The sequence below is a fragment of the Streptomyces sp. NPDC085931 genome (genome assembly GCF_044540565.1).
Taxonomy (GTDB): domain Bacteria; phylum Actinomycetota; class Actinomycetes; order Streptomycetales; family Streptomycetaceae; genus Streptomyces.
Map to the genome: position 1 here is coordinate 190,761 of NZ_JBITSK010000006.1, position 15,515 is coordinate 206,275.

The window sequence follows — 15,515 nt, forward strand, 5'->3', positions numbered from 1 at the left end:
GGAGAAACAATGATCCCGTTGTCGTTCGCGCAGCGTCGGCTGTGGTTCGTGCACCAGTTCGAAGGTCCGTCGTCGACGTACAACGGCGCCTTCGCCCTGCGGCTGACCGGTGACCTGAACGTGGGCGCCCTGGAGTCGGCGCTCGGCGACCTCGTCGACCGGCACGAGGTCCTGCGCACGGTGATCGCCGAGGACGACGACGGCGTCCCGCACCAGCGGGTGCTGCCACCCCAGGCGGCGCCCCTCGCGCTGCCGGTCGTCGACGTCGCGCATGAGGCGGAGCGGGCGGCGGCCGTGCACGACACGGCCACCACCCCCTTCGACCTGGCCGCCGACGTCCCGCTGCGCGCCCGGCTGCTGCGCTCCGGACCCCACGAGCACACCCTGGTGCTCGTCGCCCACCACATCGCCGTGGACGGGGAGTCGTTCGGGCCCCTGTTCCGAGACCTCGCCCTCGCCTACGGAGCCCGCCGGGCGGGCCGGGCCCCGGCGTGGCAGCCGCTCGCCGTGCAGTACGCGGACTACACGCTGTGGCAACGGGACGTGCTCGGCGACGAGTCGGACCCCGCCAGCCTGGCCGCCCGCCAACTCGAGTACTGGCGGCGGGCCCTGGCCGGGCTGCCGCAGCCGCTGGCCCTGCCCACCGATCGCCCCCGCCCCAAGGCCGTCGGCCCGCACGGCGACGTGGTCCGCTTCACCGTGGAACCCGAACTGCTGCGGTCCGTCGAGCGGTTGGCCACGGACCAGGGCACCACCGTGTCGATGGTCATGCACGCGGCGCTCGCGGTCCTCCTGCACCACCTCGGCTGCGGCGACGACATCCCGATCGGCGCGCCGATCGCCGGCCGCACCGACGAGGACCTGCGCGACCTCGTCGGCTTCTTCGTCAACACCTGGGTGCTGCGCGTCGACCTGTCGGGCGACCCGGCCTTCCGCGACCTGCTGGAGCGGGTACGGGACACCTCCCTCGCCGCCTACGACAACCAGGACATGCCGTTCGAGCGGCTCGTGGAACTGCTCAACCCCGAACGCTCCGCCGCCTACAACCCGTTCTTCCAGGTCATGCTCTCCTGGCAGCCGCCCGTGCCGGACCTGGAACTGCCCGGTCTCGGCGTCCGGGCCGAGCGGCTGGAGACGGCGACGGCCAAATTCGACCTGTTCTTCGACATGCTCCCGGACAGCACCGGCGGGGCACGATGCCGCCTGGAGTACGCCACCGACCTGTTCGACCCCGCCACGGCCGAGTCCCTCGCCCACCGCTTCGTCCGCGTCCTGGGGCGGCTGGCGGCCGACCCGGGGCAGCGCGTCGGCGGGCTCGACGTGCTCGACGCAGCCGAACGCGACCTGCTGCTCGTGCGGCTCAACGACACGGCGACCGCGGTGCCGGAGGTGACCGTCCCCGGCCTGTTCGAGCACCAGGCGGCCCGTACGCCGCACGCCCCGGCCGTCGTGTGCGACGGGCGGACGCTGACCTACCGGGAGCTCGACGAACGGGCCGACGCCGTCGCCGGTGAACTCGGCCGCCTCGGCGCCGGCCCCGAGGACCTGGTGGTCCTGGCCCTGCCGCGCACCGAGGACCTGGCCGCCGGTCTGCTCGGCATCCTCAAGTCCGGTGCCGGCTACCTGCCGATGGACCCCCGGCACCTCGGCGGGCGGGCCGCGACCGTACTCGCCGAAGCACGCCCCCGGTTCGTCGTCACGGACACCGCGACGGCCGCCGCCCTGCCGCCCCACACCATGACGGTCGTCGACCTCGACGACCGCGCCCGGTGGGACGCCCCGGCAGCCGAGCGGACCGGCACGCCGCACCCGGACAACCTGGCGTACGTGATGTACACCTCCGGCTCCACGGGCACACCGAAGGGGGCGGCCGTCACCCACCGCAACGTCGTCAACGGCGTGCGGGCCCTGGCCCGGGTGCTGGACGCGCCGGCCGGCTTCCGGATGCTGGCCGCCACCTCGGTCAACTTCGACGTGTCGGTCTTCGAGCTGCTGTCCACCCTGACCACCGGCGGCACGGCCGAGATCGTGCCGGACGTGCTCGCCCTCGTCGAACGCGGCGGCTGGGACGGCCAGGTGATCAGCGCGGTGCCGTCGGTCCTCGCGGAACTGGTCGGCCACCTGGAGCGGACGAGCGGCGTGCGCAGCGTCGTCCTGGCGGGCGACGTCCTGTCCTGCGCCCTCGTCGGCCAGGTGCGCGCGGCACTGCCGGGCGTGCAGGTGGTGAACTCCTACGGCCAGAGCGAGAGCTTCTACGCCACGACGTTCTCCCTCGCCGCCTCCGAGCAGGCGCCGCAGGGCGACGTCGCCCCCATCGGCACCCCCCTGGACAACATGCGCGCCTACGTCCTCGGCCCCGGACTCGCCCCGGTGCCACGGGGCGCGACCGGGGAGCTGTACGTGGCGGGAACCTGCCTCGGCCGCGGCTACCACGGCCGCCCCGGCATGACGGCCGAGCGGTACGTGGCGAGCCCGTTCGGCCCGCCGGGGGAGCGCATGTACCGCACGGGCGACCTGGCCCGCTGGAACGCGCGCGGAGAGCTGGAGTGCCTGGGCCGGGCCGACGGCCAGGTGAAGGTGCGCGGCTTCCGCATCGAGACCGCCGAGGTCGAGGCCGCCTGCCTGCAGCACCCGGGGATCAGCCAGGCCGTGGTGATCAGCCGGGAGGCCCCGTCGGGCGGCCGGCGGCTCGTCGCGTACGTGGTGCACACCGGAGAGGGAGCCGTCGGCGACGACGGCGCCGGCGGCATCGGCGACGTGGACGTGATGGCCGGAGCCTCACCGGCCGAGCTGCGCCGCTTCGTCGCGGCACGGCTGCCCGACTACATGGTGCCGTCGGCCTTCGTGGCGCTCGGCCGGATGCCGCTCGGCCCGACGGGCAAACTGGACCGCTCCGCGCTGCCCGAGCCGGAGTTCACCGGGGAGACCTACCGGGAGCCGCGCACCGAGGCCGAGGCCGTCATCACCGCCGCGTACGCCGACGTGCTCGGGGTGGAACGGGTCGGCGCCGACGACGACTTCTTCGCGGTGGGCGGGGACAGCCTGCGGTCCATCCAGGTGGTGGCGCGGGCCCGGGCACGCGGCCTGCACCTGACCACCCGGGAGATCTTCGAGTGCCGCACGGCGGCCCGCCTCGCCGAGGTGGCCGCCGCCCGCCGGGACCGCGCCCCCGCCCTCGCCGAGGACGAGGACGGCGGCATCGGGCCGATGCCCCTGCCCCCGGTGGCCCGGCACGTCTTCGACCACGGCGGCGGCATCGACCGGTTCGCCATGGCGATGACGTTCGAACTGCCCGCCGGCATCGACGAGCACGGGCTCGCCGCGACCCTGGACGCCGTGCTCGACCGGCACGATCTGCTGCGTGCGCGGCTGGTGCCCGGCCCCGAACCCACCCTCCTGGCCCGCCCCCGCGGCACCGTACGGGCGGCGGAGCTGATCCACCGGGTGCCCTGCGACGGCCGCTGGGACGAGCCGGCCGCGCTGCGAGCGGCCAGGGCGGAGCTGGACGCGGCGGCCGGGCGCCTGGACCCGCGGGCCGGGGTCCTGGTGGACGCCGTCTGGTTCGCCGCCCCGTCGGGAGCCGGCCGGCTGCTGCTGGTCGTGCACCACCTGGTGGTGGACGGCGTCTCCTGGCGCGTCCTCATGGCGGACCTCGCCGAGGCGTGGCAGCGGATCCGGGCCGGCCGCACCCCCGAGCTGCCCGAGGTCGGCACGTCCGCCCGGCGCTGGGCGGCGGCGCTGCAGGAGGAGGCGTACTCCGAGCGGCGCGAGGCCGAACTGCCGTACTGGCTGGACCTGTTGGAGACGCCCGACCCGCCGCTCGGCAGCCGGCCCTTCGACCCGGCGGTGGACGTGACGGCCACCGTCGACACCGTGCGGGTGGAACTGCCCGCCGAGGTCACCGAGGCGGTCCTGACCACCCTGCCCGCGGCGTACCGGGGCACCGCCACCGACGTGCTGCTGGCCGCGCTGGCCCTGGCGGTGGACCGCTGGCGCGGCGAGGCCCGCCCCACGCCGGTCCGGCTGGAGGGACACGGCCGTGAGACGGACCTCGTCCCGGGAGCCGATCTCTCGCGCACCGTCGGATGGTTCACCAGCATGCACCCGGCCCGGATCGACGTCCGGGGCGTGCCGTGGGCCGAGGTGCTGGCGGGCGGCCCCGCGGCCGGGACCGCGATCAAGCGGGTCAAGGAGCAGCTGCGCTCCGTCCCCGACAAGGGCATGGGATACGGGCTGCTGCGCCACCTCAACACCGACACGGCCGAGCAGCTGTCCGGGTACCCGGCACCGCAGATCGGGTTCAACTACCTCGGCCGGATCTCCGGGGCCGACGTGCCCGAGGCGCTGCGCGCGGACGGCTGGGGCCCGTCACCCTGGTCCACCGAACTGGTCCCGGCACCCGACCCCGACCTGCCCGCGCTGTCCGTGCTGGAGGTCAACTCGGTCGCCACCGACTCCGCAGACGGCCCGCGGCTGCAGACCGCCTTCATGTTCGCCTCGGGCGTGCTGTCGCGTGAACGGGCCGCGGAACTGGCCCGGTTGTGGGTCGAGGCGCTGCACGGCATGGCCGGGCACGCCACCCGCCCCGAGGCCGGCGGACTCACCCCCGCCGACGCACCGCTGGTCACCGTGGGACAGGACGAGATCGAGACCTGGGAACAGCGCTACGGCCGGCTCGCCGAGGTGTGGCCGCAGGCCCCCGGACAGTCCGGCATCCAGTTCCAGGCCGCGCTCGCCGACGGCTCCTTCGACGTCTACCACATGCAGTTCGTACTGCACCTGTCCGGCCGGGTGGACCCGGAGCGCATGCGCGCGGCCGGACAGGCCCTGCTCGACCGTCACCCCAACCTGCGGTCGGCGTTCCTCACCGCGCCCGGCGGCGAGCCCGTGCAGGTCGTGCCGGAACACGTCCGGCTGCCCTGGCGGCACATCGACCTGACCGGCCGGGACGCGGCCGAAACGGACGCGGCGCTGGAGCGCGCCCTCGCCGCGGACCGGGCCGACCGCCTGGACCCCGCCCGGCCCCCGCTGCTCCGCCTCGCCCTGCTCACCTGCGGGCCCGCCCGGGCCAAGCTGATCATCACCGCCCACCACACCCTGTTCGACGGCTGGTCCTCCCCGGTGGTGATCACGGACCTGGTCCGGCTCTACGCCGGCGGCGAGGAACTCGCCCCGGTCCGCAGCTACGGCGACTACCTGGCCTGGCTGTCCACCCGGGACCGCGACGCGGCGGCCGCCGCCTGGGCCGCGGCGCTGGACGGATTCGACCAGCCGACGCTCGTCGCCCCCAACGCCCCCCTCCAGCAGGACGTGTCCGCCCTCGGCCGCGTCGAGGTGCCCCTGTCCATCGACAAGGGCCGCGGACTCGCCCGGCGCGCCGCGGAGCTCGGCGTCACCCTCAACACCCTTCTCCAGGGCGCCTGGGGCCTCCTGCTGTCGACGCTCACCGGGCAGCAGGACGTGGTGTTCGGTGCCGCCGTCAACGGCCGCCCGGCGGACGTACCGGGCTCGGACGGGATGGTCGGCCTGTTCATCAACACCCTGCCGACGCGGGTGACGATCCGGCCGGACCGCAGCGTGGGGGACCTCGTCAGCGAGCTCCAGGACCGGCAGACCGCGCTGCTCGACCACCACCACCTCGGTCTCGCCGAGATCCAGCGCGGCGCCGGGCTGCCCGCGCTGTTCGACACGATCGTCGTCTTCGAGAACTACCCCGTCGACCGCGAGGGCATCGTCGACGCCAACCTCGCGGCCGGCTTCACCATCGACGCCATCCGCCCCTTCGCCGGCTCCCACTACCCCCTCACCCTCAACGCCTCCGACCCCTACCTGCGGCTCTCCCTCGACTACCAGAACAACCTCTACGACCGCGCGGACGCCGAGGTGATCGCCGCCCGGCTGGTCCGGATCCTCGACCAGCTGCACGACGATCCGACGCTGCCGGTCGCCGCGGTGGAGGTGCTGTCGGCGGGGGAGCGGGAGTGGTTGCTGCGGGGGGTGAACGACACGGCGGTGGCGGTGGAGCCGGGGACGCTGCCGGGTGCGTTCGAGGCGCAGGTGGCGCGGGATCCGGACCGGGTGGCGGTGATCGCTGAGGGTGAGTCGCTGACCTACGGGGAGTTCAACCGGCGGGCGAACCGGCTGGCGCACTGGCTGGTGGAGCGGGGCGCGGGTCCGGAGCGGCTGGTGGCGGTGCGGGTGCCGCGGTCGGTGGAGCTGCTGGTGGCGGTGTACGCGGTGGTGAAGTCGGGAGCGGCCTACGTGCCGCTGGACGTCGACCTGCCCGAGGACCGGGTGCGGCATGTGCTGGACGGTGCACGGCCGTTGCTGGTGCTGGAGGGGGACCTGCCGGATGTGTCGGGGTATCCGGAGACCGACCCGGTGCGGGAGCTGCTGCCGGACCACGCGGCGTATGTGATCTACACGTCGGGTTCGACCGGTGGCCCCAAGGGGGTGCCGGTGGCGCACCGGTCGATCATGAACCGGATCCGGTGGGGGCTCGACCACTTCGACGTCGGCGTCGAGGACCGGGTGCTGCTGAGCACGTCGGCGAGCTTCGACGTGTCGGTACCGGAACTCTTCGCGCCGCTGCAGGCCGGCGCGGCGGTGGTCGTCTCGCGCCCCGACGGGCGCCGGGACCCCGCCTACCTGGCCGAGCTGATCCAGCGCGAGCGGGTGACCGGCGCCGACTTCGTGCCGTCCCTGCTCGCCGCCTTCGTCGCCGAGCCGCTCGCCAAGCAGTGCACCAGCCTGCGCTGGATCGAGGTCGCCGGAGAGGCCTTCCCGGCCGAACTCGCCAACCGCTTCACCGAACTGCTGCCCGGCTGCTCCGCCCACAACCTCTACGGCCCCACCGAGGCGTCGGTGGAGGTCACCCGATGGCAGCACGTCCCCGGCTCCGACCGGGTGCCGATCGGCGCGCCCATCTGGAACACCCAGGTCTACGTCCTCGACGCCGCGCTGCGCCCCGTCCCGCCCGGCGTCGCCGGCGACTTCTACCTCGCCGGGGCCGGACTGGCGCGCGGCTACCTGGGACAGACCCCGCTGACCGCACACCGGTTCGTGGCCTGCCCCTGGGGCGCGCCGGGCACCCGCATGTACCGCACCGGCGACGTGGCCCGGTGGAACGACGACGGCCAGGTCGAGTACCTCGGCCGCAGCGACTTCCAGGTCAAGGTCCGCGGCTTCCGCATCGAACTGGGCGAGGTGGAGGCGGCGCTGACCGCGCACCCCGGCGTCGCCGGCGCGGTCGTCGTGGTCCGGGAGGACCGCGCCGGCGACCAGCGGCTGGTCGGGTACGTCGTACCGGCCGGCGGGAGCGACCCGTCCGCCTTCGACACCGAGGCCCTCACCGGCCTGGCGCGGGAGCGCCTGCCGGAGTACATGGTCCCCTCCGCGATCGTCCCGCTCGCCGCGTTCCCCGCCACACCGAGCGGGAAGCTCGACCGCGGCGCCCTGCCCGCGCCCGGCCACACCGAGGCCGCGGTGGGACGAGGACCGCGCACCCCCGACGAGGAGGTCCTCTGCCGGCTCTTCGCCGACCTGCTCGGCGTGGACGAGGTCGGCGTCGACGCCGACTTCTTCGACCAGGGCGGGCACTCCCTGCTGGCCACCCGGCTGGTCGGCCGCATCCGAACCGAGTTCGACGTCGACGTGAAGGTCACCACGGTGTTCCGCAATCCGACCGTCGCCCAACTGGCGGACCGGATCCGGAAGCTGACCCGGTCGAGCCGTCCCCGACTGCGCCAGATGACCGTAGAGGAGAACCGTCGATGATCCCGTTGTCCTTCGCCCAGCGCCGGCTCTGGTTCCTGCACCGGCTGGAAGGCCCCTCCGCCACGTACAACATCCCGTTCGTGCTGCGCCTGGAGGGCCCGCTGGACACCGCGGCGCTGGCCGCCGCGGTGACGGACGTCGTCACCCGCCACGAGAGCCTGCGCACCCTGATCGCCGAGCACGCCGACGGCACGCCCGAACAGCGGATCCTGCCCCCCGAGGAGGCAGCCTTCCCCTTCCGGGTCACCGACGTCGCCGCGGACGCGGTGGACGACGCCCTGCACGAGACGGTGAGCGCGGGATTCCGCCTGGACGCCGAACCGCCCCTGCGCGTCACCGTCCTGCGCGTCCGTCCCGAGGAGCACGTGCTGGTCTTCGTCTTCCACCACATCGCCGCGGACGGGGCCTCCATGGCGCCCTTCCTGCGGGACCTGGTCACCGCGTACACCGCGCGCCGCCGGGGCGCCGCGCCCGCCTGGGCTCCGCTGGCGGTGCAGTACAAGGACTACACGCTGTGGCAGCGGCAGATGCTGGGCGACGCGGACGACCCGGACAGCGTCGTGGCCGAGCAACTCGCCTACTGGCACAAGGAGCTGGACGGCGTGCCCCAGCCGGTGCAGCTGCCGCTGGACCGGCCGCGGCCGACGGCGGCCGACCACCGCGGCGGCCACGTCGACATCGCGCTCGACGCGGACCTGCTCGCCGGGATCAGGAAGGTGGCCGCCGACCGCGGGGCCACGGCCCCCATGGTCGCCCAGGCCGCGCTCGCCGTGCTCCTGCACCACCTCGGCGCCGGACCCGACCTGACCATCGGCAGCCCGATCGAGGGCCGCGCCGACGAGCAACTGGAGGACCTCGTCGGGTTCTTCGCCAACACCTGGGTGCTGCGCGCCGACCTGTCGGGCAACCCGGCCTTCGCCGACCTGCTGGACCAGGTGCGCGACCGGGCCCTCGCCGCCTACGACCACCAGGACGTCCCCTTCGAGCACCTGGTGGAACTGCTCGACCCGGACCGCACCACCGCCTACCAGCCCCTGTTCCAGGTGATGCTGGCCTGGCAGTTCGCCTGGTCGGACGTCGAACTGCCGGACCTGCGGGTCACCCCCGTCCCGGTCGGCACCGGCACCGCCAAGTTCGACCTGTTCTTCAACATCGTCCCCGACCCCTCCGGGGGCGCCCGCGGACGCCTGGAGTACGCGACGCACCTGTTCGACCACACCACGGCCGAGAGCCTCGTCGAGCGCTACGTACGGGTGCTGCGGCAGGTGGTCGGCGATCCCGGGACACGGCTCGGCGCGACGGACGTGCTCACCGGCGCCGAGCGGGACCGGCTGACCCGCCCGGGCGAGCCGGCGCGGCCCCGGGACCTCGCGACGCTGCCGGAACTGGTCGCCGCCCAGGCCGCCCGGACCCCGGACGCGACCGCGGTGGTGTCCGGCCGCACCACGCTGACCTACCGGGAGCTGCAGACCCGCGCCGCCCGGCTGGCCGCGGTCCTGCGTGACAACGGGGCCGGCCCGGACGTGCTGGTGGCCGTGGCGCTGCCGCGCACGGCGGACCTGGTGGCCGCCCTCCTCGGGGTCCTCCAGGCGGGCGGCGCCTACCTGCCGGTCGACCCGGACTACCCCGCCGAGCGGGTCGCCCTCCTGCTCGACACCGCCCGGCCCGCCCTGGTGCTGACCGACCGCGCCACCGAGGCGGCCGTCGCGGGCTGCCGGCCCCCGGTGCTGCGCCTCGACGACCTGGCCCTCGACGGCCCCGCACCCGGCGCGCCGGACGTCCGCCTCTCACCCGACCACCTCGCCTACGTGATGTTCACGTCCGGATCCACCGGGACGCCCAAGGGCGTCGGTGTCACCCACGCCTGCGTCGTGCGCGGTGTCGCGGACCTGCGCCGCGTGACGGACGTCCGGGAGGGCTCCCGGATGCTCGCCGCGACCTCCGTGAACTTCGACGTCTCCGTGTTCGAGATCTTCACCGCGCTCACCACCGGAGCCTGCGTCGACCTCGTCCACGACGTGCTCGAACTCGGCACCCGCGACGGCTGGTCCGGCACCACCGTCAGCGCCGTGCCGGCGGTCTTCTCCGCGCTGCTGGACCAGATCGCCGCCGACGGCGTCGCCCTGCACGCGGACACCGTCGTCTTCGCCGGGGAGGCCCTCCCCGCCGACCTGGTCCGGCGCGTGCGCGAGGTCATGCCCGGGGTCCGCGTCGTCAACGCCTACGGCCAGACCGAGAGCTTCTACGCCTCCACCCACACCGTCCCGCCGCGCTCCGGGACGGACGGCGCGGTACCGGTCGGCCGGCCCCTGACCCACATGCGCGCCTACGTCCTGGGCCCCGGACTGACCCCCGTCGCCCCCGGGGTGACCGGCGAACTGTACGTCGCCGGGCTGCTCGCCCGCGGCTACCACCGGGCCGGCGCGGCCACCGCGGAACGGTTCGTCGCCTGCCCCTTCGGCCCCGCCGGGGCGCGCATGTACCGCACCGGCGACCTCGCCCGGTGGGACCGCGACGGCCTGCTGCACTACGCGGGGCGGGCCGACACCCAGGTCAAGGTGAACGGCATCAGGGTCGAGCCGACCGAGATCGAGACCGTGCTCGCCCGGCACCCCGCGGTCGCCCGGGCCGTGGTGACGGCCCGTGAGGACCCCACCGGCGCCAGACGGCTCGTGGGCTACGTGACCCGGGCCGGGGACGGCGGCGAGCCGACCGGCTCCCCCTTCCCGGTGGCCGACCTGCGCCGGCACGCGGCCCGGCGGCTGCCGGACTACATGGTCCCCGCCCACCTCGTGGTCCTCGACGCCCTGCCGCTGACCGCCAACGGGAAGGTCGACCGGGGCGCCCTGCCGGAGCCGGAGTTCGGCGGCGGCGCCTACCGGGCACCGCGCAACGCCACCGAACAGGTCCTGGCCGAGGTCTACGCCGATGTGCTCGGCGTCCCGCGCGTGGGCGTGGACGACGACTTCTTCACCACGGGCGGCGACAGCATCCGCTCCATCCAGGTCGTCGCCCGGGCCCGGGCGCGCGGCGTCACGGTCAGCACCCGCGAGGTGTTCGAGCACCGCACGGTGGCCCGCCTGGCGGAGCTGGCCGGGGAGCGCGGCGACGAGGACCGCGCGGTCCTGGCCGAACTGCCCGGCGGCGCCGTCGGACCGGCCCCGCTGCCGCCGACCGCGGCCCACGTCCTGGCCCTCGGCGGGGGCCTCGGCCGGTTCTGCATGTCCGCACTCCTGACCTTGCCCCCGGACATCGACCGCGCGGGACTCGTCGCGACCGTCCGGGCGGTCCTCGACCGCCACCCGGTCCTGTGCTCCCGGCTCGACCGCGAGGGGCCGGGACTGCTGATCGGGCCCGCCGGCGGTGTCGACGCCGACGCGCTGGTGCGGCAGGCGGCCTACGACCCGGCCGGAGTGCAGGCCGAACTGGACGCGGCCGCCGGCCGGCTGGACCCGGACGCGGGGGTGACGGCGCAGTTCGTGCACCTCACCTCCGCCACCGACGGCGACCGGCTGCTGATCGTGCTGCACCACCTGGTCGTCGACGGCGTCTCGTGGCGGATCCTGCTGCCCGACCTGGTGGCCGCCTGGCGGGCCGTGCGCGAGGGCCGCGCCCTGCCGGCGGCCCCGGCGGGCACCTCCCTGCGCCGGTGGGCGCACGCCCTGGCCGAGGAGGCCGCCGCCCCCGCACGGGTCGCCGAACTGCATCTGTGGCAGGAGATCCTGAGCGCGGACGAACCGGTCCTCGGGACCCGGATGCCCGACCCCGGGCGCGATGTCGCCGCCACCGTGGACACCGTGCGCGTCCAGGTGCCGGCGCACGTCACCCGGGCCCTGCTCGACACGCTGCCCGAGCTGTACCGCGGCGGGCCCGACGACGGGCTGCTGGCCGCGCTGGCCCTGGCCCTGGCGCGCCGCGGGCGGACCCGGGCCGGCGGCTCGGCGGCCCTGGTGCGGCTGGAGGGACACGGCCGGGAGGAGCACCTGGTCCCCGGCGCCGACCTGTCCGGCACCGTCGGCTGGTTCACGGCGATGTACCCGGTGCGCCTCGACCTGGCCGGCATCGACATGGCGGACGCCTTCGCCGCCGGCCCGGCCGCCGGACAGGCCGTCAAGACCGTCAAGGAACAACTGCGCGCCGTGCCGGACCACGGCCTGGGCTACGGCCTGCTGCGCCACCTCAACCCGCGCACCGCCGGAGAGCTGGCCGGGCTGCGTGAACCGCAGATCGGCTTCAACTACCTGGGCCGGTCCTCCGGCGCGGACCTCCCCGAGGACCTGCGCGGCCTGGGCTGGGCCCCGGACACCGCGCACCGGGACCTCTTCGCCGCGCCGGACCCCGACATGCCGGTGCTGTCGGCGCTGGAGATCAACGTGGTCGCCACCGCCACCCCCGACGGCGACGAGCTCACCGCCTACTTCGGCTTCCCCACGGGCGTGCTCACCCGGGACGAGGTGAGCGATCTGGCCGGGCTGTGGGTCCAGGCCCTGACCGCCCTGGCCCGGCACGCCACACGCCCCGGCGCCGGCGGACTGACCCCGAGCGACGCGCCCCTGGTCACCGTGGACCAGACGGAGATCGACGCCTGGGAGGCGCGGTACGGACCGCTCGCCGCGGTGTGGCCGGCCACGCCCGCGCAGTCCGGCATCCTGTTCCAGGCGACCCTGGCCGGCGCCTCGTTCGACCCCTACCACATCCAGCTGGTGTTCCACCTGTCCGGAGAGGTCGACGCCGAGCGGATGCGCCGGGCCGGACAGGCGCTGCTGGACCGCCACCCCGGCCTGCGCGCGGCGTTCGCCGACCGCGCCGACGGCGACGTCGTGCAGGTGGTGCCGGCCGCGGTGACCCTGCCCTGGCAGCACCTGGACCTGACCGGAGCCGAACCGGACCGGCGCACCGAGGTGTTCGAGCGGTTCCTGGAGGAGGACCGCACCCGGTACTTCGACCCGGACACCCCGCCCCTGCTGCGGCTGGCCCTCGCCGTCCTCGAACCCGGCCGGCCCGAACTCGTCCTGACCGCCCACCACGCCCTGTACGACGGCTGGTCCACCCCCCTGCTCATGCGGGACCTGCTGCTGCTCTACGCCTCCCACGGCGACCGGTCCGCACTGCCCGCCCCACGCGACCCCGGGCCCTTCCTCGACTGGCTCGCCCGGCAGGACCGGGACGCGGCGGCACGGGCCTGGGCGGACGAACTCGACGGCGTCGAGGAGCCGACCCTGCTCGCCGCCGGCGCGTCCGGCACCGACGACGGCGCCCGCGGCCAGGTCGACGTCGCCCTCACGCCCGGGGAGGCACGCGCGCTGACCCGCCGCGCCACCGAGCTCGGCCTCACCCTCAACACCCTGGTCCAGGGCGCCTGGGGGCTGCTGCTCGGGCAGCTGACCGGCCGTCAGGACGTGGTGTTCGGCACCACCGTCTCCGGCCGCCCGCCCGCGGTGCCGGACGTCGAGTCGATGGTCGGCATGTTCATCAACACCGTTCCCGTGCGGGTGACGTACGGGCCGGGGGAGACCGTGGCCGCGCTCCTGGCCCGGCTGCAGCGGCGGCAGGCCGGGCTGGCCGAGCACCACTTCCACGCCCTCGCGGAGATCCAGCGGGCCACCGGCCTGCAGTCGCTGTTCGACACCCTGTTCGTCTTCGAGTCGTACCCCGTCGACCGGGCGGGCCTGAGCGCCGCCACCGACGCCGCGGGCGGCATCTCCTACACGGGCCTGCGCCCGTCCGCGGGCAACCACTACCCGCTGTGCCTGCTGGCGGCGGCCGACCCGCACCTGCAGCTCACCTTCCAGTACGCACCCGGCGTCTTCGACCGCGGCGCGGTGGAGACGTACGCGGCCCGCCTGGCCCGTGTGCTGCGGCAGCTGGCCGCCGACCCCGGGCTGAGGGTCGCGCAGATCGACACCCTGGGACCGGGCGAACGCGCGCGCGTCCTCGGCCTCTTCGCCGACGCCGTCCCGCCCGCCCGCGACACGATCACCGCGCGCGTCGCGGCACAGGTGGCGCGGACCCCCGACGCGATCGCCGTGCGCTGCGGCGACGCCACGCTGACCTACGCCGAACTGGACACCCGCGCCGAGCGGCTCGCGGCCGGGCTGGCCGGGCACGGGATCGGCCCGGAAAGCGTGGTCGGTGTGGTCCTGCCGCGCACCGCGGACGCGGTGGTGGCCCTGCTGGGCGTGCTCAAGGCGGGCGGTGCCTATCTGCCCGTCGACCCGGCCTACGCCACCGCCCGCCTGCGGCACGTCCTGCCCGGCGCCCGCCCGGAGCTGCTCCTGGCCGACGAGGAGACGCGGGCGCTCGTGCCCGCCACGGACATCCCCCTCGTCCTCCTGGACGACCTCGTGCTCCCGGCCGGGCCGCAGGACACCGCGGCCGCCCCGCGGCCCGCGGCCGGCCCCGACCACCTCGCCTACGTCGTCTACACCTCCGGCTCCACCGGCGTGCCCAAGGGCGTGACCGTCACCCACCGGACGGTCGTCAACGCCGTGGACACCATGGTCGCGCAGGCCGGAGCCGCACACGGGGCACGGATCCTGGTCGCCGCCTCGTTCGGTTTCGACGTCGCCACCTTCGAGACGTTCGCCGCGCTCACCACGGGCGGCAGCGCCGAGATCGTCCGCGACGTGCTGGAACTGGCCGAACGCGACCACTGGGACGTCGACGTCGTCTGCTCGGTGCCCTCGGCCCTCGCCGAACTCGTCGACCAGTTGCCCGGCCGGATCGACCCCACGGCCCTGAACATCTCCGGGGAGGTGCTGACCCCGGCCCTCGCGGCGCGCGTGCGCTCCCTGTGGCCCGCGGCGCGCGTCATCAACAGCTACGGGCCCAGCGAGACCTTCTACGCCACCAGTCACCTCCTGGACCCCGACGAGCCCTACCCGGGCGGCGTCCCCGTGGGCCGTCCCTTCCCCGGTGTCCGGGCGTACGTGCTGAGCCCCGCCCTCGCCCTGCTGCCCCCGGGCACCCCGGGCGAGCTGTACCTGGCCGGGGCGGGACGCGGCTACCACCGCCAGCCCGGCATGACCGCGGACCGTTTCGTCGCCGACCCCTTCGGGCCGCCCGGCTCCCGCATGTACCGCACCGGCGACCTCGCCCGCCTCACCCCGGACGGGGAACTGGACCACCTCGGGCGCATCGACACCCAGGTCAAGATCCGCGGCTACCGCATCGAACCGGGAGAAGTCGAAGCCGCCCTGACCGCCCACCCCGGCGTCGCCCAGGCCGCCGTCGTACCCCGGCAGGCCGGCGGCACCCGGTACCTGGCCGCCTACGTCGTCCCCGCCCCGGGCGGGAGCGCCCCGGACCCGGCCGGACTGCAGCGCCACCTCGCCGAGCGGCTGCCGGACTACATGGTGCCCGCCGCGTACGTGCCGCTCGACCGGCTGCCCCTGTCGCCCAACGGCAAGCTCGACACCAAGGCCCTGCCCGTCCCCGACCTCACCCCCACCACCGCCTTCCGGGCCCCCCGCAGCGCCCGGGAGAAGGCGCTGGCCGTCCTGTTCGCCGAAGTGCTGGGCGTCGGGCGGGTCGGCATCGACGACAACTTCTTCACGCTCGGCGGGCACTCCCTGCTCGCCACCCGGCTGATCAGCCGGGCGCGCGCCGAGTTGGGGACCGAGATACCCATCCGCACGATCTTCGACCTGCCGACCGTGTCCGCGCTCGCCGCGTGGTCCGAGGAGTCGGCCGTACCCCTTCGCCCCAACCTCCGCCAGATGACCGTCGAGGAGTGAGAC

The 15,515-nt window shown here is 75.1% G+C and carries 2 protein-coding genes; both read left to right on the forward strand.

All coding sequences use genetic code 11. The annotated features are described in order from the left end of the window. Positions 1-9 precede the first annotated feature (9 nt). Positions 10-7,776: an amino acid adenylation domain-containing protein gene (locus ACIGAN_RS14405; protein WP_399857440.1), complete on the forward strand. Its 7,767-nt coding sequence runs from the start codon at positions 10-12 to the stop codon at positions 7,774-7,776. After that, the gene (locus tag ACIGAN_RS14410) at positions 7,773-15,512 is read left to right on the forward strand and encodes an amino acid adenylation domain-containing protein (RefSeq protein WP_399857442.1); all 7,740 of its coding nucleotides are present in this window, start codon (positions 7,773-7,775) and stop codon (positions 15,510-15,512) included. The genes ACIGAN_RS14405 and ACIGAN_RS14410 overlap by 4 nt, the downstream gene beginning before the upstream one ends. The last annotated feature ends 3 nt before the right edge of the window (positions 15,513-15,515 follow it).